The following is a 24,432-nucleotide window of genomic DNA, read 5'->3' as shown; positions in this document are numbered from 1 at the left end:
CACATTAGGCTATTAACATTAATCCGTAACTTAACTGCTGGCGGAGGTGGTGGTTAAATGCGTCAGATGGTTTATTCTGCCCTGTTCGCTTCTATGATGTGCATCGGAGCTTATATTTACATTCCCATTGGGCCCGTCCCCATAATTTTGAACAACTTCTTCGTGCTTCTCTCAGGCCTGGTTTTAGGACCCCTCTGGGGCGCTCTGAGCGTAATACTTTATCTCGTTATAGGAGCAATGGGGTTTCCGGTTTTTGCCGGAGGGAAAAGCGGTCTTGCCCATCTCGTGGGGCCGACAGGAGGATACCTGTTCGGCTTTGTGGCTTCGGCATGGATTGCCGGCCTTATTTCCCATTCGCAAGCCTTTGGCAATCAAAGATGGCGTAACGTTCTGGCCGTGCTGGCAGGAGGGCTTATAGTTTACATTCCCGGGCTCCTGTGGCTACACGTGGTTACCGGGATGAGCTGGGCTAAAACCTTGGCCGTGGGCTGCTTTCCTTTCCTGCCCGGAGACGCCCTCAAGGCCGCCGGAGCAGCTATAGTGGCATCCAGATTAAATAAAGTGATCCTACCTGCCGGGACTCATACCACATGATAGAGATAAGAAATCTTACGTTCACATACCCAGACGGCACCGTAGCCTTTGAAAGTGTGGATCTTTCAATTCCTCCAGGATCTATCTTTCTAGTATGCGGACCCAACGGTAGTGGTAAGTCATCACTCCTGAAAGCAATGGCGGGGCTACTGAAGCCCCAACAGGGTGAAATCACGGTCACCGGTTGCCCGGATGAAGGCAAAAAGGGCAAATTGAAATCGCCGACATTCGGCCTGGTCTTTCAGAATCCAGAGCACCAGATCCTCGGCGAAACCGTTAAAGAAGACGTTTCACTGGGGTTGAAGTATATGGGATTACCGGAGCAAGAAATTGAAAAACGGGTCTTCGAGGCCCTGGAGTTCTGCAATCTCCTGCATCTCGCCGAAAAACCCTGCCACCTTCTTTCCGGCGGTGAGAAAAAAAGGCTCTCAATTGCTTCGGTACTTGCAATGAAACCACGGGTCTTTCTGCTTGACGAACCTTTTGCGAACCTCGACTATCCTTCAACCAGATCGGTTCTCGACTGCCTTATAAGGCTTAATCGAGAAGGACATACCCTGGTGGTAGCAACCCACGACCTCGATGTGGTTGCTCCTTATGCAACGGCCCTGGCTATTCTCAACAACGGACGAGTTGCCTGTGTATCCCACAGGCCGGAAGAACTCTTCCCGGGACTTGAAAAATACGGAGTACGCCCGCCATGCTATGCTTTATACGGCCTTCGGCCAGCGGCGCGGATCATGAGCTAATTTTCCACTATATCCCTTCGGAAGGATGGCTTTACCGATGGGATGCACGATGCAAATGGCTATCCTTTATGACGATGAGCACACTGGTTTTAAAAACCGGCCCTCCGGGGCTGGCCGTCTTTACTCTGACGGCCCTCACGGTATTTGCGACACACAAACCCATTCTGCGCCATTTCCGAATGCCGGCAACCTGGTGGTACCTGCTCCTCCTGATTCTCCTGATGAACGCATTGAAACTACCTCCTGACAGATCAATCTTCAGCACCGAAGGGATTATCAGTGGATGTGTGGTATGCTGGAAGATAATGACACTCATATCTTTTGCGGTAATCCTCACGGCCACTACCTCTCCATCAGAAACGGTTCAGGCTATCAATTCCTTTTTCCGGTTTCTACCTCTGCACTGGAACCACAGGCTTACTACTATGATCACTTTAACCCTGCGTTTCGTACCCTACCTTATGGGTGAATACCGCAAAATTGAACTGGCCGCCCGAGCCCGCACGGGGTCGTCCGGCCCGGGCATTATAATACGCCATGTTATGCCCGCTTTCGTAAGGCGAAGCCTTACAATAGCAGAAGACATAGCCACGGCCCTGCAGGCCAGAGGCTACCGGGAGGATCTCCCTGTAAAGGCCAATCCTTTGAAGAAGCAGGACATTTTTGCATTGATTGCCATTATGGTATTTGCAATACTTACCTTTGCAATCGATTGGGCTTTAGGGGCTAAATTATCGTAAAGAGGGAAAAAGATGGCAGAGCTAAACGAAATTATCATTACCAGAGCTATTATCGATCGTTATCATGCTAAGATCACTGGCAATCTCGATGTTGATGTGGCGATTGTAGGCGCAGGGCCTTCGGGGCTTGTTGCCGGCTACCATCTGGCTCAAAAGGGTTACAGGGTAACCATTTTCGAAAGGAAGCTCAGCGTTGGAGGCGGAATCTGGGGTGGAGGCATGCTTTTCAATGAGATAGTGGTTCAGGATGAAGCGAGGAGGATACTCGAAGAGTTCGGCGTGAGGGTGAACCGTTATGAAGAGAACTACTACACGGCCGATGCCATTGAAACCGTCAGCCTTCTTGCCGCAAGAGCCATCCAGAAAGGCGTAACGATCCTTAACGGCATCACCGTAGAAGACGTCGTTATGCGCCCCAACAGGGTTATCGGTCTTGTCATACTGTGGTCCGCCGTGGAAATTGCGGGATTGCATGTGGATCCCCTCGCAATAAGAGCAAAATACATTGTGGACGCCACGGGGCACGATACCGAAGTGGTTAAAGTGGTTCACAAGAAGGTTCCGGGAAGATTAATGACACCAACGGGTAATATCGAAGGCGAAAAGTCAATGTGGTCCGAGGAGGCCGAAAAACTAACACTGGAAAATACCCGAGAAGTTTTTCCCGGTCTGTTCGTTGCCGGAATGGCAGCAAACGCTACTTTTGGCGGTCCGAGAATGGGTCCCATCTTCGGAGGTATGCTTCTTTCCGGCGAAAAAGTAGCCCATCTGATCGACGAGCGCCTCAAGCAGGGAAGCTGAGAACATGCCCCCGGGGGCTTTTCACTTCCCCGGGGGTTCAAGAAAGAATTTCATAAAGTCAAGCACGTTTTTCAGGTACTTCAATCTTCTCGAGAACTCCCGGCAATCGATCCACATACCTCCCACAAGGATCAGCACATTTTCCGGGAGATTCTGATCAAGGCTCTTCAGATCCATCAGGCTGGACTCATGGAGAACTGTAAGTCCCAGAACACCCGGTCGAAGTTCTTCGCATTTCCTGATTATGACTTCGGGTGAAACGATCAACCCCAGAAAAACATAAGGGATACCCAGAACATCACAGGCGGCGTGAATTACCTCAATGCCCACTCCCCATCCGTCATCAAGAGTTGCAGTCAGGATCAAAGGAGGGCTTTCAAAAAGAGAGGCAACTACCGTATCGCGGCGTTTCTTGAGTTCTTTAAGAGTGTTTATAAGGGTCCACCGGGGAGGTAGCCCACGGAGCTCCCAGCGACGGATAACTCCCAGTACTTCGTTTCTGAAACCGTCAGCGGTCATCATGTCCGATCGTGATCATGGATTAAGCCTAAAATACGCCTTTCTTCTTCAAGCCTCTGACGTATCCACACCAAAACCTTATCGAACTCATCCCTGAGTTCTCTCAGAGCCTTTCCACGATGGCTGACGGCCGATTTTTCCTCCATGGTCATCTCGGCAAAGGTCTTTCCAAGAGGAGGATAATAAAAGAGGGGATCGTAACCAAAGCCGTTACGACCTCTCGGTTCCGTCACAATCTCACCCTCACAGACACCCTCGTAGGTTAAGGCAAAACCGGTGGGCACGGCAATCGATATCACACAGCAAAACCTGGCCCTCCTGTTTTCAACCCCCTCCAGCTCCCTCAAAAGCTTTGCGTTGTTTTCTTCGTCTGTGGCGTTAGGACCGGCAAACCTTGCGGACATTACCCCAGGGCGACCTCCAAGAGCCTCCACCTCCAGACCTGAATCATCGGCAAGGGCGGGTAACCCCAAAATCCTGGCAGTAAAGGATGCCTTCTTGTAAGCGTTTTCTTCGAAGGTCTTTCCGTCTTCCTCGACTTCCGGTATGGGCCCGAAATCGTTCAAATCTCTAATTTCAACGGGAAAGTCCTTAAGAAGTGCCTTTATTTCCCGGGATTTACCCCTGTTTCGCGTGGCAATTACCAGAATAATCGGCTCACTCATTTGAATTCACCTCTTCCTTCTCCCCATTCTCCGCATTACCCCTTCGTCCAAAAAAGTAGGCAATCCAGACACTTATTTCATAAAGCACAAGAAGCGGCCCAGCCATAAGGAGCTGGGTAAACACATCGGGAGGGGTTAAAACGGCGGCAACAATAAATATGACCAAGATAGCATACTTTCTCTGCCGTTTAAGAAACCTGTCGGTTATCAGCCCGAGTCTGGCGAGGAAAAAAACTATAAGGGGTAACTCAAAAACAAGACCGAAAACCAATAGAAGCCGCACGGCAAAGGAAAGGAACTCCTTCGTGGAAATCATGGGGGTAATGAAGTCCGTGGCAAAGGAAGTAAAGAACTTAAACCCAAAGGGAAAGACCACGAAATAACCAAAAAGGGAGCCTCCCAGAAAGAAAATAACGGAAGCGGCTACGATGGGAAAGAGGTATCTCTTTTCGTGTTCGTACAAACCGGGAGCAACGAACCTCCAGAACTCAAAGATGATGACAGGACTTGCGAGGCCAACCCCTGCCAGGACGGCCACTTTCAGGTAGGTCACAAAGGCCTCGTGGGGAGCCGTGTAAATCAATGTGTGCCCCGAAGACTGGGGCAGGGCTTCAACCAGGGGCCGAACGAGAATTCTGAAAATCTTTTCTTTAAAACCAAAACTTATCACGGTCCCGACCAGGACCGCTGCTATACAGACGATTATCCGCCGCCTTAACTCTTCCAGATGATCCAGAAAGGGAGCCCTGTCTTCAGGTGTCCGAAGGTTTGTCATCAGACAGCTCTACGCCTTTGCTCTGAGTATCAGGGTTCTGTAATCCGTCTTCTTTTTTAGAATTCGTCTCCAGAGGACGAACCTTTATGCCGTGTTGAGCCTGATAAAACTCTTTGCGAAACTCTCTTACGACATCCGTGGATTCAACGGTCTGCTGGAGCTCGTTCATCGCTCTCCGGAATTCCGCAAAAGCCCTTCCCAGAGCCCTTGCAACATTGGGCAAATTCCTGGGGCCGACCACAACAAGGGCAATCAACAGTATAAGCAATAGCTCTTGAAAACCTATATTAAACATAGCCTATCGCCACCTTATTTTGTGGCGTAAGAGTGAAGCCCACTCAGAAGAAAATTTACACCGAAGTAGGTGAATAAAACACAACAAAATCCGGCTATCGAGAACCAGGCCACCCTGGTTCCCCGCCAATTACGAACGGCTCTTGCGTGCAGAAGTGCCGCATAAACAAGCCAGGTAATGAGAGACCAGGTTTCCTTGGGATCCCAGCTCCAGTAAGAACCCCACGCCGAATTGGCCCAGATCGATCCCGTAATTATCCCAAGAGTGAGCCATATAAAACCGAACATGACAACCCTGTAGTTAAGATCTTCGATCACCCGCGGGGCAGGAAATACTTCCAGGAGCTTCGAATGTTCGAACTTCTTTCTGGCGAGGAATATCAGGCTCAATCCGAAAGAAACCGCAAAAGCCGCATATCCCAGAAAACAGGTAATCACATGAGCTATAAGCCAGTTGCTCTTAAGGGCAGGAACGAGAGGTTGAATACGATCATCCACTCTTGGTGAAAAGGAAGCATAGGCCATAGCCAGAAAAGCAAGAAGAGACGGTATAACCCCAAAAGAGCGAAAGCGGGAACGGTATTCCAGAAGGAGATATATGACCATAATCGCCCAGGCTCCAAAGACAAGAGATTCGTACAGATTGGATAGCGGTGCGTGGCCTATGCCTAAATCGTAGGATTCCTTCCATCTGAGCAAAATCCCTATTGTCTGAAGGCATAAAACCAGAAAGGAAACCAGCGTACCAAGTTTGCCAAACCTCTCCCTGCGAAAAATCACCATGATCATGTATAAAAGGGCTGAAACCAGCCAACCAAAAGTAACAACACTCAAAATCAGCGAACTCTTCATCAGGCACCAACTCCACCGTCTTCCCTAGTTTCCAGCCTTTCCCTGAGGCTACTCACCAATTCTCTAAACTCCGACTCGAAAGCCAGGGTATTTTTACTCGACCTGGCCGCTATGTACACAACCGATCCGGGATTTCTTTCCTCCACAACAACCCATATCCTTTTATATGACCAGAGATAGGTGGCAAGTAGAAAAAGAGCAAAAGCGCAAAACCCCGCTATGACTATACCCACTCCCGGGTCTCTCTTTACCTGGAGCCCCGTATAAAACCTGGTTTTCATCTCCTCTACAACAACCCTGAAATTGTTTATTCTGTTGCCGTGAAACTTCGGAAACCTGGCCAGGATCCACGAACCCTCAGGTTCCTTCCCCTGCCCCGTAAGAACGATCCCGAGAGCAGGGCCAAAACCGCTGAAATCCTCACGGAAATCGACCAGATGGGCGACGATGCCTGTATCCCCTAACGGTGCCGATCGATTCATCCCAAGAACTACACGATAGCTCTGCCCTCCGGTCTCATCCCTGAAGGTTACGGCGGCCTCCTCAAGTATCGAGCCGTAAGAGGCCTGGTAAAAGGTAATTCCCCGGTATGTGAACGGTTCGTTTACCCGGATGTGTGCACGGGCCACTTCACGCTGATTTTCGAGAACGACCACCTCAGACCGGTATTCCTTGGGTGTGCCCTGAGGATAAAACTCTACGGTGAACTTTTCGCACTTTATTTCATAGGGCAGTCGAATTGCTCTATCCTTCCCAAATATTCGGACGATCCTTTCAGCTTCACCCTCCGGAATGTTCATAATGCCTCTAAAACCCAAAATCGAACCGATAAGGGCTCCAAAGAGAATCAATATAATCGATGCGTGGATACCGTAAACGGTAAAAAGAGAAAGCTTTCCCTTGGAAAGGGAAAAACCCGTCAGATTGTCCTGGCGATAGACCGCATCGAGTCTGCCACCAAATCGCTCCGAAAGGGTTCTTTTACTTTCCTCCAGGGTGTCATCAAAATTCCGCGTGCTGGCAATGGTCTCAAAGAGCCCGAACTTTTTTATTCGTTCGGGTGTAATGTTCGTTTCTTTGTGAGACCAGAGGCGCAGGGTTCCGGGAAGCCGCTCCAGAGTGCAGAGGATCAAGTTCAGTGCAAGGGCGGCAAGAACGGCTCTGAACCAGAGGGAATGATATACATCGTTAAAATTCATGGCCGTTATAATTTTTGTCAGAAAAGCATCTGCTCCGTATTTTACCTTAACCGCCTCATCGGGCATACCCTGAGGAACCAGGGTTCCGATACAGGACGCTACAGCAATGATAATCAGTAGCAAAATGGCACACCGCAAAGAAATGCAGAAGCTATAGAAGGAACGAAGAAGTGATCTCATTTCAATCTCCCGTAAAAAATATCCGGGGAGCCCGCACCGTACAGCCAAAAGCACCCTTACGGACCCGCCTTTTAGCCCGGGAGTCCCAATCTAATCCGGGCTGACGGGCCCCGGGCAGTCGATTGCGGGTAAGGCACTATTTCTAGCCTTTTTCTTCCTTTCCGGACAAGCAAAAGTTTCGGGCTTTTTTGTTTTCTTCTATAAAAGACACGAACATTCTTGCGGCAGGAGACAAATGACGTTTTTTTCTCCTTACGAAGTAAAAGGGTCTTAATAAACGCAGGCCTTTTATACGAAGGGGTACAATTTCACCGACATCTCCTCCATCCTTAAGTGCAAAACGAGATATAAACGATCCCCCCAGACCTGCACGAATTCCCTGTTTAACCGCTTCTGTGCTTCCTAACTCCGCCACAACCCTGAAGGAATCCGTCGAGATACCGTGACTCTTCAATATTTCTTCGGCCATTTTTCTGGTGCCCGACCCGGGTTCTCGAACAATTAACGGAATTCTACTGAGATCTTCTCCCGAAATTTCCTCATCCTTCCCAAAAGGACTATCTTTAGGTACGGCAAGAACAATTTCATCAAGACAGAATTCATCCCATTCGAGCTTTGGATCATTCCACCTTGCTCCGGTAAAGCCGATCTCGATCTCTCCGTTCAAAATCATATCCACGACGGCCCGTGATCCTCCTATTTTCAGAGACACGGTAACATCAGGGAATTGAAGGCGAAACCCGGCAATTAGCTCAGGTAGAATGTAAGTTCCGGGTATGGTACTGGCTCCAAGGTAGATTTTGCCGGAGACGGTACCACGATGATCCCTGAGGGCCTGAACCATCTGCTCTCTAAGCCGCAACATTCTTCTGGCGTAATCATAAAATATACGCCCTGCCTGTGTAGGCTGAACCTCCCGACCCATGCGATCCAGAAGGGGTTCTCCCAGAATTTCCTCCAAGTATCGAATGTGTTCGCTAACCGTCGGCTGCGACAGGTACATGGACTCGGCAGCCCGGGTAAAGCTCTTAAGCTCCACGACTTTGCAGAAGATCTCCATTCTGTGAAGATCGAGAAGCGATTCCATTTATCTCACCTCTTCTCCGCAATATCTTAATATTTCTTGATTTTATACCACATTTGTATCGATTTTTTTTATTTTTAAAATAGAAAAATGTCCAGAGGAATTGATCTGATGGAATGATCAAAGGCGAGATTTTTTCCTTCAGACCCTCTTGATTTTCTCCGGGGATGTTTTTATATGTTATTAGCACTCAACAATGATGAGTGCTAATGAGGGAAGGTGTGGCAAATACAACACCATGGAGGGAGGAGAGGAGATATGAGGCTGAGACCGCTTCATGATCGGGTCATTGTCCAGAGAGTGGAAGAGGAGAATAAAACCCCCGGTGGAATTATCATCCCCGACACCGCCAAAGAGAAACCTCAGCAGGGCAAGGTCATAGCCGTAGGTAACGGAAAACTCCTGGACGACGGCAAGACCGTTCCTCTGACCGTAAAAGAAGGCGATAGAGTGCTCTTTTCCAAGTATGCCGGTACGGAAGTAAAAATTGAAGGTGAAGAATTCCTGATCATGAGAGAAGATGACATCCTCGCCATTATTGAAGATTCCTCTAAATAACGATAGGGAGGAGGGATAGCTATGCCCGCCAAGATGATCGCTTACGGAATGAATGCCCGTGAAAAAATTATTCGAGGTGTGGATATCCTGGCTGATGCCGTCAAGGTAACGCTTGGACCAAAGGGTCGTAACGTCGTTATAGAAAAAGCTTTTGGATCTCCTCTGGTAACCAAAGACGGAGTAACCGTCGCCAAAGAAATTGAGCTGGAAGACAAGTTCGAAAATATGGGAGCCCAGATGGTTAAAGAGGTTGCCAGCAAAACCAGCGACGTGGCCGGCGACGGTACGACAACGGCAACCATTCTCGCCCAGGCAATCTTCCACGAAGGTTCCAAACTCGTTGCCGCAGGCCACAATCCGATGGCCCTGAAAAGAGGAATTGACAAGGCGGTGGAAAAAGTAGTCGAGGCTCTGAAAGCCCAGAGTAAAGAGGTCAAAGATCAGAAAGAGATTGCTCAGGTCGGAACCATTTCTGCAAACAACGACCCTGAAATCGGCAACATCATCGCCGAGGCCATGAGCAAGGTCGGAAAAGAAGGCGTCATAACCGTAGAAGAAGCCAAGAGCATGGAGACCACCCTTGATGTGGTCGAAGGTATGCAGTTTGACCGTGGGTACATCTCTCCGTATTTCATAACGGATCCCGAAAAGATGGAAGTGGTTCTGGAGGATGCCTATGTTCTGTGCCACGAGAAGAAGATCAGCAATATGAAAGATCTTCTTCCGCTCCTCGAACAGGTGGCCCGCATGAACAAGCCCCTGCTCATCATTGCCGAAGATGTCGAAGGCGAAGCCCTTGCGACCCTCGTTGTGAATAAGCTCCGCGGAACTCTTAAGGTCTGTGCCGTAAAAGCCCCCGGATTCGGAGAACGGCGTAAAGCCATGCTACAGGACATTGCAATCCTCACGGGTGGTCAGGTCGTATCGGAAGACCTGGGCGTAAAGCTCGAAAACGTAACGCTCAATGATCTTGGAACGGCCAAGCGAATTGTCGTAGATAAGGATAACACGACCATAATTGACGGCGGCGGAAGCAAAGAACAGATCGAAGCCCGGATTAAGCAGATCCGTACTCAAATCGAAGAAACCACCAGCGATTACGACCGGGAGAAACTTCAGGAGCGTCTGGCCAAGCTGGTCGGAGGCGTTGCGGTCATTCGTGTAGGTGCGGCAACGGAGACGGAGCTCAAAGAAAAGAAGGCTCGAGTTGAAGATGCCCTGAACGCCACAAGAGCTGCCGTCGAAGAAGGTATCGTTGCGGGAGGCGGTGTTGCCCTTCTCCGCTGTCAGAAAGCCCTTGAAGAACTGCAGCTCGACGGAGAAGAGCGTTTCGGAAAGGATATCGTGATGAAGGCCCTTGAGGCTCCGCTCCGCCAGATTGCCCAGAACGCCGGTTACGAGGGCTCCATCGTGGTGGAACGGGTCAAAGAAGGCGAAGGAGCTTTTGGATTCAACGCCCAGACCGAGCAGTACGAAGACCTCATTGAGGCGGGCGTTATCGATCCCACAAAGGTGGTCAGGTTTGCGATCCAGAACGCCGCAAGCGTGGCATCTCTCCTTCTGACCACCGAAGCTATGGTTGCCGAAAAGCCCGAAGAAAAGAAGAAAGAATCCACACCGCCAATGCCTGAATACTAATTGATCAAAAACCTCTTACCCCGCTCAATGGCCGGGGTAAGAGGTTTACTTTACCGGAATTACGGTTTATCCCGAAAATAATCCTGGTACATCTTTCTAAGATCCCTTTTAAGGATTTTCCCGGTGGGAGTCTTGGGCAGGGTATCCACTACTATCACGGCCTTGGGTACTTTAAAACCGGCAAGCTCTTTTTTGCAAAGATCGATAATTTCCCTTTCGTCTATTCTCTGATCGGGTTTTGGCACCACAATTGCCGTTACTGCCTCAATCCACCTGGGATAAGGCAAACCGACCACGGCCACTTCTGACACCCTGGGATCTTTGTATATCACCTCTTCAACTTCACGGGTCGAAACGTTTTCACCGCCCGTTTTTATCATGTCCTTCTTGCGATCAACCACCGTTATGTAACGATCCTCGTCGTAAACCCCTATGTCACCGGAGTGAAACCAGCCGCCTTTCATGGCTTCATCGGTTTTGTCCGGATCTTTGAAGTACATGAGCATGACGTGAGGTCCCCTTCCGCATATCTCCCCGGGCACCCCCGGTTTATCTATAGGCCGACACTCGTCGTCGAGCAGAACCGTTTCCATGTTCAACCCTGGTTACCTGAACTGCACATTTCTGCAAATGTGCAGTCGTCCCTGCACCAGGAGCAGGAACTGGCCTTTTTGCTACCCTCTTCCAATCCCCTGAAACCAACACCGGTCTCAAGGGAGAGAAGTCTCTGGCAAAAGACTTCCCAAGAAGAGGGATAGCAAGGGCTACCCTGAGAACTCGCCAGGCTTTTTGTCCCTCATGAGAGGAACCCCTCACCTGTTCCTTCCGCTGGTTGACAGGGTGTTGGGTGCCTGACTCACCCTCAAGGCTTTGCAAATGTTCCTCCAAAAGTTTTATGTCCCTGTTCAGCTTGATTATTTCCCCTCTTATTGCTCTCCTCTTGTATTCGTTCCTTTCATCCTTTAGCCTGCCCTTCAGGTCTTCTCTTTCCTCAATCAATCTTTGCAGAGAACAGAGGAGATACTCCCTGTCTGAAAGAAGTCCGGCATAGTTTCGAGGCACTCTTTCTTTCAGCCCCAAGGCCCTTCTTCCAACCACATAGGCCCCAGCAATGTCTTTGTCTATCAGATGATTGGGGCAGTATTTTAGAGTTCCAATAACCGATGTATAAGCAGGACTTGCCTTTACTACTTCTATCCCCTCTCTCCCTGCCAAAACCTCTATCTTCTGAAGCAGGCTCTTATATACAAACTGACCCAATCTCCTTCTTAACCTCGCTTTTCCGTCTCCCCTCGTACCCCCTGGCAGTTTCCTCAAGTCCTCAAAAGCTATGGCTTTTCCCTTCTCCTTCGCAATCTCCACAATCCGGTGAGCTATCTCCCATAAAAGGTTTTCCCTCTGGTTCCTGTTCTTTCCTATTAACTCGTGAAGGTCTATCCTCCCATACTCCATGAGATTCCCATCCCCTCCCACCTCCGCCCAGGCAATATGCAAGGGGCTTGCATTCAGGTCTATCCCGATTGCTCCGCAGTCCCTTGCGATGCTTACGGGAGGCAATACTTCTTCATAGCTCGCAAAGGCGTAAACCTTTCCATCTTTTAACTTCAGCTCCACAGAGTAGGGAAACCAGCTACCCGTTGCCTCTGCCTGAGCCAACCTCCAGACAAAATCTGTCCACCTGTCGTTTTCTCTCTTCAACCTTACAGACCTTACCACCCTTGCATGCACATACTCTCTTTTTCCCACCGTTACTCTCAGACAGGTGTTATTTCCTGTTCTTTCAAATCTGAGGTTTAGATTTCCCTTTTTGCTTTTATCCCCCCTGGAGTAGAGCTTCCCTTTCCTTTTCTCCTGCCACTTTCTTCTATACTCCTCTCTTTTCTTTCCGCTCACATGGACACTTCTGAGCCTTTGAAAGAGCTTCCTCCCCCCGAAGATGACCTTCCCGGGATCCTGTCCTCTCTCTTTGCAGGAGGAAATGACGCTTTTGGCCCGAAATACCGCATCTCCTGCATACCTTGTGTTTATTCCAAAAAGTTCAGCCACTTCCTTCTTGATCTCTTTTCCCTCTTTGCCTTCCAACAACCTCCTGTAGCTGTAACGCACAGCGGAGGAAAACTTCCTCATCAGGTAAAGAACCTTCTCCCTGTCTTCCTTGCTTTCAAACTCCAGCCTGCATTGCAGGGTTATCATGTTTTTTCATCCCCCTGCTACCGTAAACCCTCGCCACAAAATGTGAGATATAAGATGTGAGATGTAAGCAAATGCTCACATCTTACATTTTACATCTCACATCTCAAGTAGATTCTCTTGCCTCCGGGTGTTTTCAGGGGCTTGAGCAGACTCTTTTCTCCCAGTTCAGAAGAGTATTCCCGTGGATGCTATAAAGTTCTTTTATCTTCTGTGTGGTTAACAGCGCCGATAGTAAATGTACGGCTAATGTGCAGTTTTGTCAACGCAACCACAACTGTTGTTAGCCTCCTGCCTTCGCTGTCCCCAGCCAGGTCATCACGTGGTGCACGGTGTTATGAGCCAGAATGGCAACCCGACCGTGCCGCCTCAGCCCCAGCGCAAGAAGCCCGTTGGCAACTCTGTTTATCGCTTCGTCCAGTTGAGAATAGGTAAGGGTTGTGTCGCCATAGATAAGCGCCGGTTTCTCAGGATAACGATAGGCACTACGGCTAACAATGTCCGCTATCACCCATCGGGTTATGTAGTTGTAGCGTTTCCTCAAAAACCGCACGGTTTCCGGCTCCAGATGATTAAAAAGCTCTCGCTCTTGGGGAGTTAAGCCGGGAAATTCTACAAACCCTCTCATAGCGGTTCCCTCCCCGTTATTGAACCACCTGTTTTTAATGCCACCCGTAACAGTCCTTTATATTTTCGGTATCAGCTATCTCTACGATTAGTCGATCGTCTGCTTTTCCCCGGACCTATTACGTTTTACATATTCAGCGGCCTCTATCCCTGCAACACATCCTTCTCCTACGGCCTTTGCGATCTGCCAGGGCGGGCCGCAAATATCTCCGGCAGCATAAACTCCCGGAATATTCGTCTCCTGCTTCTTGTTGGTCACGACAAACTGCATAGTTTCCGGATCCAGCTCAACTCCCAGATTCATGGCCAGTTCAATCGCTCCTTTAGCACCGAGCTCGATAAAAACGCCGTTCACCGCAATTTCCCTGCCATCACGCAATCTTACAGCAGTAACCCCCTTATCATCACCGACGATCTCTTTAACGGCACTATTTTCGAGCACATGCACTGCGCTGTCCTTAAGTCGTGATGCCAGTTCCGGAGATACATTAAGCTGATCGGGGCAAATGAGAAAAACATCCCTGGCGTAAAAGGTCAGCGTAAGAGATCCCGCTACGGCGGCACTTTCGCATCCCACTACGGCCACCACTTTATCTCGGAAGAAACCGGCGTCGCACTCAACGCAGTAACTGACCCCCTTTCCGAGAAACTCCTTTTCACCGGGAACCCCAAGGCGATTGCGTGAAACCCCCATCGCCAGAACGATAGCCCTGGCGTGAATGGTCATCCCACCTTCGGTTAATACAACAAAACGATCCCCTGCCCTTTCAATGTTAAGCACGTCTTCATCGATGAATTCGGCACCGGCCTTCTCCGCCTGTTTTCTTCCCTGCTCTATCAGTTCGGCTCCGGACACATGGGGGATACAGCAGTAGTTTTCCACATGAGCACGATATGCACTGCTCCGATGAACCTTTCCGACCACCGTCACCCGCACCTTTTTTCTGGCGGCATGAATTGCCGCCTGAAGTCCCGCCGGTCCGGAACCGATTATAAGCACCTCGGTCTCGACAACCCTCATGACTCACCCCTGCTTCAGAAGATCGATTACCTGCTGACGCATAACCTTCTTATCGAGCTTTCCTACACTCGTCTTCGGTATCTGATCAACCATTAAAATCCTATCAGGAACACCCCACTTGGAAATGACGCCCTTATCGACGAAATCCATGTAAAAATTCCTCAAATCCTCTTCGCTTACCTTACCTCTGTATTCAGGCTTCAATACCACGAGAACCACGGGGCGCTCTCCCCATTTTTCATGTGGTACGCCGATTGCCGCCGCTTCGCTAACCGCTTCGTGTTTGAGTATTATATTCTCCAGATCGAGCGAAGAAATCCATTCCCCACCGGTCTTTATTACGTCTTTTATTCTATCCGTGATTTTCAGGTAACCCTTTTCGTCTATATGACCGACGTCGCCTGTATGGAGCCAGCCACCATGCCACAGTTCCTCACTGCGCTCCGTTTCCTTGAAATAGCCCTGAGTAAGCCATGGGCAGCGAACCACTATCTCACCCGTGCTTTTACCATCATGAGGAAGCGGCTTCCCTTCCGGATCGACCACGTGAATATCCACAAGGGGTACGGGAAGGCCGGTCTTACAGCGAACGGGAATCTGTTCGTCTTTGCTCCAGCCCACCATTTCGGGCCTAAGATGTGCCAGGGTAAGCACGGGGCATGTTTCCGACATTCCGTATCCAGTGTACACGTCGATTCCTCTGTCAAGGGCCGCTTTACAGAGTGCCTCGGGCAGGGCAGACCCGCCTATTATCACTCTCCAGCTGGACAGATCGATTTCTTTAGAGGCCGGGTGAGAAAGGAGCATATGAAGGATGGTCGGCACGCAGTGACTGAAGGTCACTTTTTCTTTTTCTATAAGCCTCAAGAGCATCTCAGGTTCGTACCTTCCGGGATAAACCTGCTTCACCCCGATCATGGTTGCAGCATAGGGCAATCCCCAAGCGTGAACGTGAAACATAGGCGTAATGGGCATGTAAACGTCGTCGCTACGAAATCCAACACCGTAGGGCTTTAAAGCGTTAGCCCCGGCAAGCACCGAAATGGTATGAAGAACCAACTGCCGGTGGCTGAAGTAAACTCCCTTGGGAAGTCCTGTTGTTCCGGTTGTGTAGAAAGTCGTCGCCCTGGCATTTTCGTCGAAATCGGGGAAATCGTAACCTTCCGATGCCGAAGATACCAGATCCTCATATTCACCCGCCAACTCAAGGGTCGTGGAAATCTCACCGGGTACATCCTGCAGAAGAACTATTTTTTTGACCGTGGTAAATTCAGGTTGGATCATTTCAACAAGCTTGAGAAAGTCACTGTGAACGAGCAGAACGTCATCTTCTGCATGATTAATAGTGTAGACTATTTGCTCCGGCGCAAGTCTTACATTGACGGTGTGCAGTATGGCTCCCATCATGGGCACGGCAAAGTAGCATTCCAGATATCTGTGGGAATCCCAGTCCATAACTCCCACGGTGCTTCCGGGGCCGACGCCGAGAGCTTTAAGCATATTGGCCACTTTCCCGATCCTGCCCATAAATTCCCCATAGGTGTATCTTTTGAGATCCCGATAAACGATTTCCTGGTCTCGTGCTATTCGTTGTGGGGTGTGCAACAGGTGTTTGATAAGCAGAGGGTAATCATAAGCCGATCTGGTTCTTTCTATAACCTTTACCGACGTAGCCATACAAACCACCTCCGGTACTTGAATTGTTTAAGTAGACTTATTAGCGACAAGGTTTAAGGCTCGGGGGATGGGTCAACAGGAGTTATGGTTACGAAGGAATGAGCGGGTTAACGGAACCGAGAGTATCTCCCCCTCCATGTACAAAGTACAAAGTACAAATCGCATACTACGCAATATGTTTATGCCTGTCAACAACTTTTCTACGGCTTGTTCCACAAAAAGAAACAGACCTGCTATTGAACGAAAATGGGAACCGATAACGGAAATAGCCCCGACTTTGAAAAAACCCGACACTTCCCCGAAGTAAGCAAACGAACCACCTCGCCTTTCACGGCGAAGTGATTCGCACTGGATAACACCTGGTAAGTCAAGATTTACTAACAGAGGCTCTTCTCTGCCCCGGGCTGTTCCTCGTAGTAAGGCCTTTCAACAACGGGGAGTTCGTCTCTTGGCTTGAGCTTTTCCGGCTCCAGCAGGGCTTTATTCAGCACTTCGTCAACATTATCTACCAGCTCAACGGTCAATTCGTCACGAATCTGATCGGGTATCTCCTTGAGATCCTTTTCGTTATCTCTCGGAATAATAACGGTCCTCATCTTTGCCCTGTGAGCGGCAAGAATCTTTTCCTTCAGCCCCCCTATGGGAAGTACCCTGCCCCGGAGAGTGATCTCTCCCGTCATGGCTACATCGTGACGGACGGGAATCCCCGTAAGTGCCGAAACTATGGATGTGGCCATCGTAATACCCGCAGAAGGCCCGTCTTTCGGTACTGCACCTTCAGGGACGTGGATGTGGATGTCCAGCTTATCATAAAACTCCGGATCTATCCCAAACTGCCTGGCCCTCGACCTTACGTAACTGATAGCAGCCTGAGCAGATTCCTGCATCACCTCGCCGAGCTTACCCGTAATGTTCACCTTACCCTTGCCGGGCATCGTCACGGTTTCGATCGCAAGGATCTCACCACCGAACTCCGTCCAGGCAAGACCAAAAGCAACACCAACATCGTCCCTGTGCTCTTCCACCTGACTGTGCCTGTACTTTATAACCCCAAGATATTCTTCTACCTTCGCCTCATCCAGTACAATTCTGGTTTCACGCCCCCTGGCAACCACTTCCCTGGCAACCTTACGACAAATCGATGCAACCTCTCTCTCGAGATTTCTCACGCCCGCTTCCCGGGTGTAATGACGGATTATGTAGAGGATAATGTCGTCAGAAAAAACAACATTGTCTTCTGTAATCCCGTGTTGCTGACACTGCTTCCTGATAAGGAAATGACGGGCAATCTGTAACTTTTCCCATTCCGTATATCCGGGAATTCTTATAATCTCCATCCGATCTTGAAGAGGCATCGGTATGGTGTGGAGAACGTTGGCCGTGGTTATGAAAAACACCTTTGAAAGGTCGTAATCCAGATCCAGGTAATGATCGTTGAAGGAATGATTCTGCTCCGGATCCAGAACCTCCAGAAGGGCCGCCGACGGATCGCCTCTGAAGTCGGAACTCAGCTTATCCACCTCGTCAAGGCATATTACGGGATTTACGGTGCCGGCCTTTTTCATGCTCTGGATAATTTTTCCGGGAAGAGCCCCAATGTAAGTCCTCCTGTGACCACGAATCTCGGCTTCGTCACGAACCCCACCCAAAGACAGCCTGACGAACTTTCTGTTCATTGCACGGGCAATGGAACGGGCTAAAGAGGTTTTCCCTACTCCCGGAGGACCAACAAAACATAAGATTGGGCCCTTCATTTCCTTAACCAGAGCCTGAACCGCAAGGTATTCCAGGATGCGCTCTTTGGGCTTCTCAAGGCCGTAGTGATCTTCATCCAGCACCCTGGCCGCTTCTTCTATGTCAATTTTGTCCCTGGTACGCTCATACCACGGCAGTGATAAAATCCAGTCGATATAATTCCTCACCACCGTGGCCTCAGCACTCATGGGAGACATCAGTTTCAGTTTTCTAAATTCATGACGGACCTTGGCTGCGGCCTCTTTAGGGAGCTTCTTCCGCTTGATTCGTTTTTCAAGCTCCTCCAGCTCTGCCCTGAAGTCGTCCTTCTCTCCCATCTCCTTCTGAATGGCCCGCATCTGCTCTGTGAGATAATACTCCCGCTGAGTCTTTTCCATCTGTTTCCGAACACGGCCCTTTATGCGCTCCTCCGTCTTTATGATCTCTATCTCAGCCCTTATGTGTCCGAAAACCAGTTCCAGAAGCTTGGGAAGATGGGAGGTCTCAAGAAGCTTCTGCTTTATTTCCAGTTTAAAAGGCATATAGGCTGCAACGGTATCGGCAAGCCTGTAAGGATCATCTATAGACTGAACGGTTTCAACGATTTCCTGAGATATCTTTTTATTGTACTTTGCATACTCCTGAAAAGCTTCTAATATACCACGGCACAGAGCCTCAACCTCCACCGCTTCCTTTTCGGTTATCTCATACTCCGGAAAGAGTTCCACCCGTACCATGAAGGTTTCGCTGGATAGTAAGTACTCGATAACCCGGGCGCGAGCCTCACCTTCTACGAGTACCTTAACGGTTCCATCGGGAAGACGCAGAATTTGCAGTATCGTTGCAACGGTACCAATCCGATAGATGTCGTCTTCTCTTGGATTGTCCACTTTTGCCTTTTTTTGTGCGGCAAGAAAAATCCGTTTCTGCCTTGCCATGGCAAGTTCAAGAGCCCGAATGGACTTCTCTCTTCCCACGAACAAAGGCATAGGCACCGACGGGAATAACACTATGTCCCGAAGTGGAAGCAGAGGAAGCTCCAGAACGGTTTGCCCCTCTGAACCCTTTTCCCTACCTTTAATTATCTTAAACATAATCCTCCAAACTCCTTACGCAAAAATCTCAGGCCGTTTCTCTGTTTTGACCTTCATAAATGAGCATAGGCCGCTCGCCTTTTAAGACAACATCTTCATTAATGATGCATTCCTGTACACCGGAAATTGAAGGTATCTCGTACATCACATCGAGCATTATATTTTCCATTATTGCCCTTAAGCCACGAGCTCCAGACTTTCGTTCCAGAGCCTTACGGGCAATGGCCCGAAGAGCTCCTTCCGTAAATCTAAGCCTGACGTTCTCCATCTCAAATAATTTCTGATATTGCTTGACCAGGGCATTTCTCGGTTCCACGAGAATTTTAACCAGCTCCTCTTCGGTTAACTCGTCCAGAGTCGCAATTACGGGAAGCCGTCCGACAAACTCGGGAATCATGCCGAACTTTATAAGATCTTCCGGCTGAACTTCCGCAAGAATCTCACCGATCCGTCGTTCCTTTCTGCTTGAAATATCGGCACCGAAACCAAGCCCCTTTGTGCCCAGGCGTCTCTGTATAATCTGATCGAGATAGACAAAAGCTCCACCGCAAATGAAGAGAATATTGGTTGTGTCTATCTTGATAAAATCCTGTTGGGGGTGCTTTCTCCCGCCTTTAGGAGGCACATTGGCAACCGTTCCTTCTAGAATCTTTAAAAGAGCCTGTTGCACACCCTCTCCGGAGACATCTCTGGTTATAGAGGGGCTATCGGACTTCTTGGCTATCTTATCTATTTCATCTATGTAAACTATTCCCTTCGATGCCCTTTCAACATCGTAATCTGCTGCCTGTATAAGGCTCACCAGAATATTTTCAACGTCTTCACCAACGTAGCCCGCTTCGGTAAGGGTCGTGGCATCTGCGATGGTAAAGGGAACGTTTAATATTTTCGCCAGGGTCTGAGCAAGCAGGGTTTTACCCGAACCCGTAGGCCCGATCATCAAGATATTGCTCTTTTCAAGCTCCACATCACCCTTCCGCCTGTCGGTGCGGGTCTCAATTCGTTTGTAGTGATTATATACGGCAACGGACAGAATCTTCTTCGCCTGTTCTTGGCCTATAACGTACTGATCAAGAATGGCTTTTATTTCAGAAGGTTTTGGAAGCTGGGACGTCCTTTCTGCTTCCTCCCGTTCGTTTTCCTCCGCAAGGATATCATTACAAAGCTCCACACACTCATCACAAATATATACCGTCGGGCCCGCGATGAGCTTCCTCACTTCATCCTGACTTTTCCCGCAAAAGGAACATCTTAACTCACCGGGCCGATCGTCTCTTCTACGAGCCATCAATTATCCTCCTTCTCCGAAATTCTCAAAGGCGCCGACCTTCTCTACCGGGAAGGTGAACGCCCTCTGCTAAACTCCTGTCTTCAATTATAATCACTCACGCCGGTAAATCCACCGATACTGGCTCTTACATGTGTCCTTATTTTGTACCCGACAATCTTCAGGAAGCACAGAGAAATTTTTCAGGCGATATTTTACAAACAGGAAATCATGCTCCTTATCCCGATAGGGGATTAAAATATAACCTCCTCTGTCCCATAACACAGGAAGAATTAAAGAGCTCCAGCCACCGGCAGTTTCTTTTTTTTCGGAAGCAGGATAACTCCCTTTGGAAAAACCCGCAAGCTCCATAACGCTCTTGTGTTAGCAACACATTAACTGTCCGGTTTTTGTAGCACATAGATTGTCGTATTCAGGGTTGTAGCGATGGCGGTGATATGAGGTGTTTTTTATGTGCCATCGGTATTATCTCTTTGGTGTGGCTTCATAAAGTGATACCAGGAGTGGCGCTGGGCGTAGGCCCGGAACGCCGGCAATCATGACTCTTCGATGTTCCTGAAGGCATTTCGCAGTCCGTTTTTTCGTGCCCACTTTCCGGGTTTTATGGCCCCGGGAGGTCATGGCCTTACGACGACACCCGGAAATCTTTTCAGAAGTCGCACCACATCGCCGACTTCGTAAAAAACCAACGCCCTCGCCTTCCGCTCTCACCACAGCGATGAAGACATCAGGCGTGAGTTTGCAAATCGTCATTCGCCGGGACGAGAAGCTGACGGAAGCCGTCTGGCACAATCATGAAGTACTCTGAGAGCATGAACCGCCCTCTCCCGGGTTTATGCCTGCAGGCATAAAGACCTCAAGGACCGCAAAACACCCAGCACAGCAACCGGGTTAACGAATCTGTAATCAAAAGCTAAAGCCTTAATTACGATGTGTCCTGGATATGAAGAACTGGTGGCGGTGCAGGGCTTCGAACCCCGGACACTGCGGATATGAGCCGCATGCTCTGACCAACTGAGCTACACCGCCACGCCGTTGATTTGCTACTTTATTTATGGAAAAACACCTTTGCTGTCAACATCGAATTAAAGGTCATGAAGACCCCGATCCGCCAAATTCACAGGGTCTCAGGTACTCCAGCTCGTCACGGAATGCCGGCCTCACCTTGACCACCTTCACCCAGTATATCAGGCTCTGACCGGCCAAGGGGTGGTTGAAATCCAAAACCACTCCGTCAGCCCTTTTCTCTTTAACATAATACCCATAACTTGCCTTCGTTCGGGAATCCTTCGCAACCACCCACCGCCCTTGCTCAAGGTTACGGCCTTCGGGGAATTCTTCATAGGAACGAAACTTTACCAGCTCGTGCCGATAAGGCCCGAAGGCCTCTTCACAGGGTATCTCAAACTCCGCCTCTTCCCCTTCCTTCATACCCAGAAGCCTTCGCTCCAGAGAATGCATTACCTGATCATAACCCACGACGAAATTCATGGAAACCGGCTCTACCTCTCCTTTCACGTAAGTACCGTCCTTAAGGCGCACTCGATATTCAATCACCACAAAGGTATCCTTCGCTATCTCCTTCATAATCATAAATCCTGCTCGGAGTCCACCGGGTACCCAAGGGAAATTGCTTTCTGCCTGTAATTTCTCGCCTCGTCTTCCAGGCCCATCCTGTCGCAAACAAGACTCAGATGAAAGTAGGCAGGAGCAAAATCGGGTTTTGCCTCAAGACTTTTCAAAAAGGCTTCTTTTGCAGCATCCAGTTTATCCAGATGAAAGTAAGCAAGTCCCAGATTGTGATGGGCCTGAAAGAGTTGAGGCATGAGCTGAACGGCCTTCTTACAGGCTTCAACGGCTTTTTCGTACTGGTTCGTTCGGAGATAAACGAAACCAAGGTTGTTGTACGCCATCGGCAGATTTTCATCCACTTCCAGGGCCTTTAGGTTGTATTCTATACACCTTTCGAAATCTCCCTGCTGAAGGTATATACCGGCCATATTAACGTAGGCCTGAGCCAGGCGGGGGTCGCATTGGACGGCCTGTTTGAATTCCGAAAGGGCCTCTTCCCGAAGCCCCTTTCTCAAATAGGCTACCCCAAGGTTATAATGAAGCACACCCGAGTCGGGTTCAAAAAAAAGCCTCTCCTTCAGAAACTTTATGTACTTCTCCAGGTCCTTCATATCCTGGTCAACAGGCGCTCTGGTCATAGACCCTCGCTTTCTTTATTTTGCAATTAACCGGAGAAAACACAACTCCAAATAAATTCGAACAAAAGCGTATCAGCGATGACATAACAGGGTCAAGACAAAAGCCCGAAAATTTTAAGCCCCTGCATTTGTGACAAATGTCACTATCTCCATAGGTTTTCAGACCGAAATCTCAAGACGTCAGTTCTAGCTTTTTGGTTGACAATGCTCCAAACTAAAGAGTATAGATGCTACGGCAGGTGAACATATTCACTAAATGTGTTATTCGTAGAAGGGGGTGAAATACCCCGGCGCCGGGGTGTGGAGATATTCAACAGTACAGCGGGGTGCTTCCGTCAGGGCGACCCCGAAAGGAGGATTTCAAATGAGTGAAGAAGCAAAACAAAAGATTCTGGATTGGATGAAACAGCAGAAGAAAACGAAGCATTATTTCAACGACCTCTGCAAAGCCGTTCCCGAGCTCAGCATGCGTCAGGCAAAAAAGATTATCAACGAGCTGGTTAGTGAAGGTAAGCTCCGCTACTGGACCAGCGGTAGCACGACAATGTATATGTTGCCCGGGGTGGATGATGTAAAGGATGAAGAAGAGAAGATGGTTTAACGTAAGGGAGGTAAGCGAATGGCGTTAAAACACCAGACCCCCATGCTCGATGAACTGACCAAGGGGCCGTGGCCGAGTTTTGTTGCCGACATCAAGAGAGTGGCGGAAAGGAAGCCGCAATGTGACGATCTCCTGGGACTTCTCGAGCTTTCTTACAAAGACAAGGAAGGCCACTGGAAGCACGGCGGAATAGTCGGTGTTTTCGGTTACGGCGGCGGCGTTATCGGACGATACTGCGACAGACCCGACCTGTTTCCCAATGTTGCCCATTTCCACACGATGCGTGTTAATCAGCCGGCAAGCAAGTTTTACACTACCGACGTCCTCAGAAAGCTTTGCGACATCTGGGAAGAAAAGGGAAGCGGGCTTTTCAATTTCCATGGTTCCACCGGAGACATCATTCTTCTGGGAACCACGACGGATCAGCTGGAGCCGGTGTTCTACGATCTGACCCATGAACTGGGAATGGACCTTGGCGGTTCGGGTTCCAACATGAGAACTCCATCCTGCTGTGTCGGAAGGGCACGCTGCGAGTGGTCCTGCCTTGATACCCAGGACATAACCTATGACATTACCATGAGGTATCAGGACGAGTTGCATCGTCCAATGTTCCCTTACAAGTTCAAGTTCAAGGTGTCGGGATGTCCCAATGATTGTGTTGCCGCCATAGCAAGAGCGGACTGCTCGATAATCGGAACGTGGCGGGACAACATAAGGATCGACCAGGAAGCCGTGCGTGCCTACGTTGCCGGTGAGCTTGTGCCCAACGGCGGTGCTCACGGATTCGAGAAAAGACCTCTTGACATACAGGCGGAAGTAATCGACAAGTGCCCCACCCGCTGCATGGAATGGGACGGCAAGAACCTGAAGATCTGGGATGAAGATTGTGTAAGGTGTATGCACTGCATCAACGTAATGCCCAGAGCTCTTCGTCCCGGCGAAGACGTGGGAGCAACAATTCTGGTCGGCGCCAAAGCACCGATCCTTGAAGGAGCCCAGCTTTCCAGCGTGATTATCCCCTTCATGAAGATGGAGCCTCCTTATGAGGAATTCCACGAATTCGTCGAAAAGATGTGGGATTGGTGGATGGAGCACGGCAAGAACCGTGAGCGACTCGGTGAATTGATCCAGCGGCTGGGCCTGCGTGAATTCCTCAAGGCTGTGGGCGTTAAACCCGATCCGAGGATGATCAATACTCCGAGGTACAATCCTTACATCTTCTACGATCCGGCGGATGTGCCCGGCGGTTGGGAGCGCGACCCTGTTGCTTATCGCCAGCGTCATCAGCCGTAACATAAAGGAAACCATATTGGACCGTGGTCATGTAACACGCATAAGGAGG

The 24,432-nt window shown here is 49.5% G+C and carries 24 protein-coding genes, 1 tRNA gene and 1 pseudogene; 8 read left to right on the top strand and 18 right to left on the bottom strand.

What is annotated here, in order from left to right:
• The first annotated feature begins 57 nt into the window (after positions 1 to 57).
• Genes BM091_RS04250 through BM091_RS04235 form a run of 4 tightly spaced genes read left to right on the top strand, consistent with a single transcriptional unit; the run spans position 58 to position 2,884 of the window.
• Complete coding sequence (locus tag BM091_RS04250) at positions 58 to 594, top strand: biotin transporter BioY (RefSeq protein WP_093393741.1); 537 nt, start codon at positions 58 to 60, stop codon at positions 592 to 594.
• Positions 591 to 1,343 (top strand): energy-coupling factor ABC transporter ATP-binding protein, encoded by a 753-nt coding sequence (locus BM091_RS04245; RefSeq protein WP_093393740.1) that lies wholly within the window; start codon positions 591 to 593, stop codon positions 1,341 to 1,343. Before BM091_RS04250 ends, BM091_RS04245 begins: the two co-directional genes overlap by 4 nt.
• On the top strand, positions 1,295 to 2,083 hold the full coding sequence (locus BM091_RS04240) for an energy-coupling factor transporter transmembrane component T family protein (protein WP_093393738.1): 789 nt from the start codon (positions 1,295 to 1,297) through the stop codon (positions 2,081 to 2,083). The genes BM091_RS04245 and BM091_RS04240 overlap by 49 nt, the downstream gene beginning before the upstream one ends.
• Positions 2,084 to 2,095: 12 nt before the next feature.
• Entirely contained in the window at positions 2,096 to 2,884 is a 789-nt protein-coding gene (locus tag BM091_RS04235; protein WP_093393737.1) for a sulfide-dependent adenosine diphosphate thiazole synthase, read from the top strand.
• A gap of 21 nt (positions 2,885 to 2,905) precedes the next feature.
• On the opposite strand, the gene BM091_RS04230 is transcribed toward BM091_RS04235, so the two are convergent.
• From BM091_RS04230 to BM091_RS04200, 7 genes are all read right to left on the bottom strand, one after another.
• Complete coding sequence (locus BM091_RS04230; protein ID WP_143083095.1) at positions 2,906 to 3,403, bottom strand: hypothetical protein; 498 nt, start codon at positions 3,401 to 3,403, stop codon at positions 2,906 to 2,908.
• Entirely contained in the window at positions 3,403 to 4,068 is a 666-nt protein-coding gene (locus BM091_RS04225; protein ID WP_093393734.1) for an XTP/dITP diphosphatase, read from the bottom strand. Before BM091_RS04225 ends, BM091_RS04230 begins: the two co-directional genes overlap by 1 nt.
• Complete coding sequence (gene tatC / locus BM091_RS04220; RefSeq protein WP_093393733.1) at positions 4,061 to 4,843, bottom strand: twin-arginine translocase subunit TatC; 783 nt, start codon at positions 4,841 to 4,843, stop codon at positions 4,061 to 4,063. The genes BM091_RS04225 and tatC overlap by 8 nt, the downstream gene beginning before the upstream one ends.
• The gene (tatB, locus tag BM091_RS04215) at positions 4,821 to 5,138 is read right to left on the bottom strand and encodes a Sec-independent protein translocase protein TatB (protein ID WP_093393732.1); all 318 of its coding nucleotides are present in this window, start codon (positions 5,136 to 5,138) and stop codon (positions 4,821 to 4,823) included. The genes tatC and tatB overlap by 23 nt, the downstream gene beginning before the upstream one ends.
• A gap of 14 nt (positions 5,139 to 5,152) precedes the next feature.
• Positions 5,153 to 5,989, bottom strand: coding sequence for a c-type cytochrome biogenesis protein CcsB (ccsB, locus tag BM091_RS04210; RefSeq protein ID WP_093393731.1), 837 nt, complete (start codon positions 5,987 to 5,989; stop codon positions 5,153 to 5,155).
• Complete coding sequence (locus BM091_RS04205) at positions 5,989 to 7,368, bottom strand: cytochrome c biogenesis protein ResB (protein WP_093393729.1); 1,380 nt, start codon at positions 7,366 to 7,368, stop codon at positions 5,989 to 5,991. Before BM091_RS04205 ends, ccsB begins: the two co-directional genes overlap by 1 nt.
• A gap of 142 nt (positions 7,369 to 7,510) precedes the next feature.
• A complete protein-coding gene (locus BM091_RS04200; RefSeq protein ID WP_093393728.1) occupies positions 7,511 to 8,455 on the bottom strand; it encodes a selenium metabolism-associated LysR family transcriptional regulator in 945 nt (314 codons plus the stop codon).
• Between the two features lie 255 nt (positions 8,456 to 8,710).
• On the opposite strand from BM091_RS04200, the gene groES reads away from it, so the two are divergent.
• The gene (gene groES / locus BM091_RS04195; RefSeq protein WP_093393726.1) at positions 8,711 to 9,010 is read left to right on the top strand and encodes a co-chaperone GroES; all 300 of its coding nucleotides are present in this window, start codon (positions 8,711 to 8,713) and stop codon (positions 9,008 to 9,010) included.
• A 21-nt stretch (positions 9,011 to 9,031) separates the two neighbouring features.
• On the top strand, positions 9,032 to 10,648 hold the full coding sequence (groL, locus tag BM091_RS04190; RefSeq protein ID WP_093393725.1) for a chaperonin GroEL: 1,617 nt from the start codon (positions 9,032 to 9,034) through the stop codon (positions 10,646 to 10,648).
• A 59-nt stretch (positions 10,649 to 10,707) separates the two neighbouring features.
• Here groL and BM091_RS04185 read toward each other — a convergent pair whose 3' ends face one another.
• The 11 genes and pseudogenes from BM091_RS04185 to BM091_RS04135 form a co-directional block, all read right to left on the bottom strand.
• Entirely contained in the window at positions 10,708 to 11,241 is a 534-nt protein-coding gene (locus BM091_RS04185; protein ID WP_093393723.1) for an AMP-binding enzyme, read from the bottom strand.
• On the bottom strand, positions 11,198 to 12,262 hold the full coding sequence (locus tag BM091_RS14220; RefSeq protein WP_245735255.1) for an IS200/IS605 family accessory protein TnpB-related protein: 1,065 nt from the start codon (positions 12,260 to 12,262) through the stop codon (positions 11,198 to 11,200). Before BM091_RS14220 ends, BM091_RS04185 begins: the two co-directional genes overlap by 44 nt.
• A 360-nt stretch (positions 12,263 to 12,622) precedes the next feature.
• A pseudogene (locus BM091_RS14470) lies at positions 12,623 to 12,841 on the bottom strand (hypothetical protein); the annotation flags it as partial.
• A 280-nt stretch (positions 12,842 to 13,121) separates the two neighbouring features.
• Positions 13,122 to 13,466 (bottom strand): AMP-binding protein, encoded by a 345-nt coding sequence (locus BM091_RS04175; RefSeq protein ID WP_093393722.1) that lies wholly within the window; start codon positions 13,464 to 13,466, stop codon positions 13,122 to 13,124.
• An 87-nt stretch (positions 13,467 to 13,553) separates the two neighbouring features.
• A complete protein-coding gene (locus tag BM091_RS04170; RefSeq protein WP_093393720.1) occupies positions 13,554 to 14,486 on the bottom strand; it encodes an NAD(P)/FAD-dependent oxidoreductase in 933 nt (310 codons plus the stop codon).
• 3 nt (positions 14,487 to 14,489) lie between these two features.
• Entirely contained in the window at positions 14,490 to 16,163 is a 1,674-nt protein-coding gene (locus BM091_RS04165; RefSeq protein WP_093393719.1) for a fatty acid--CoA ligase, read from the bottom strand.
• 377 nt (positions 16,164 to 16,540) lie between these two features.
• Entirely contained in the window at positions 16,541 to 18,991 is a 2,451-nt protein-coding gene (lon, locus tag BM091_RS04160) for an endopeptidase La (RefSeq protein ID WP_093393717.1), read from the bottom strand.
• Between the two features lie 28 nt (positions 18,992 to 19,019).
• The gene (clpX, locus tag BM091_RS04155) at positions 19,020 to 20,279 is read right to left on the bottom strand and encodes an ATP-dependent Clp protease ATP-binding subunit ClpX (protein WP_093393716.1); all 1,260 of its coding nucleotides are present in this window, start codon (positions 20,277 to 20,279) and stop codon (positions 19,020 to 19,022) included.
• A gap of 952 nt (positions 20,280 to 21,231) precedes the next feature.
• A tRNA-Met gene (locus BM091_RS04145) sits at positions 21,232 to 21,308 on the bottom strand.
• 63 nt (positions 21,309 to 21,371) lie between these two features.
• The gene (locus BM091_RS04140) at positions 21,372 to 21,866 is read right to left on the bottom strand and encodes an FKBP-type peptidyl-prolyl cis-trans isomerase (protein WP_177193521.1); all 495 of its coding nucleotides are present in this window, start codon (positions 21,864 to 21,866) and stop codon (positions 21,372 to 21,374) included.
• Between the two features lie 2 nt (positions 21,867 to 21,868).
• Positions 21,869 to 22,489 (bottom strand): tetratricopeptide repeat protein, encoded by a 621-nt coding sequence (locus BM091_RS04135; RefSeq protein ID WP_093393711.1) that lies wholly within the window; start codon positions 22,487 to 22,489, stop codon positions 21,869 to 21,871.
• Positions 22,490 to 22,853: 364 nt separating this feature from the next.
• Between BM091_RS04135 and BM091_RS04130 the strand changes: the two genes are divergently transcribed.
• Together BM091_RS04130 and dsrA are read left to right on the top strand one after the other, a co-directional pair.
• Positions 22,854 to 23,090, top strand: a complete 237-nt coding sequence (locus BM091_RS04130; RefSeq protein ID WP_093393710.1) for a dissimilatory sulfite reductase D family protein — start codon at positions 22,854 to 22,856, stop codon at positions 23,088 to 23,090.
• Positions 23,091 to 23,108: 18 nt separating this feature from the next.
• The gene (gene dsrA / locus BM091_RS04125; RefSeq protein ID WP_093393708.1) at positions 23,109 to 24,383 is read left to right on the top strand and encodes a dissimilatory-type sulfite reductase subunit alpha; all 1,275 of its coding nucleotides are present in this window, start codon (positions 23,109 to 23,111) and stop codon (positions 24,381 to 24,383) included.
• Positions 24,384 to 24,432: the final 49 nt, after the last annotated feature.

This window comes from Thermodesulforhabdus norvegica (genome assembly GCF_900114975.1).
In the GTDB taxonomy this organism is placed as follows: domain Bacteria; phylum Desulfobacterota; class Syntrophobacteria; order Syntrophobacterales; family Thermodesulforhabdaceae; genus Thermodesulforhabdus; species Thermodesulforhabdus norvegica.
Note: the sequence above shows the minus strand (reverse complement) of the source record. Positions and strands in the feature narration are given on the sequence as shown.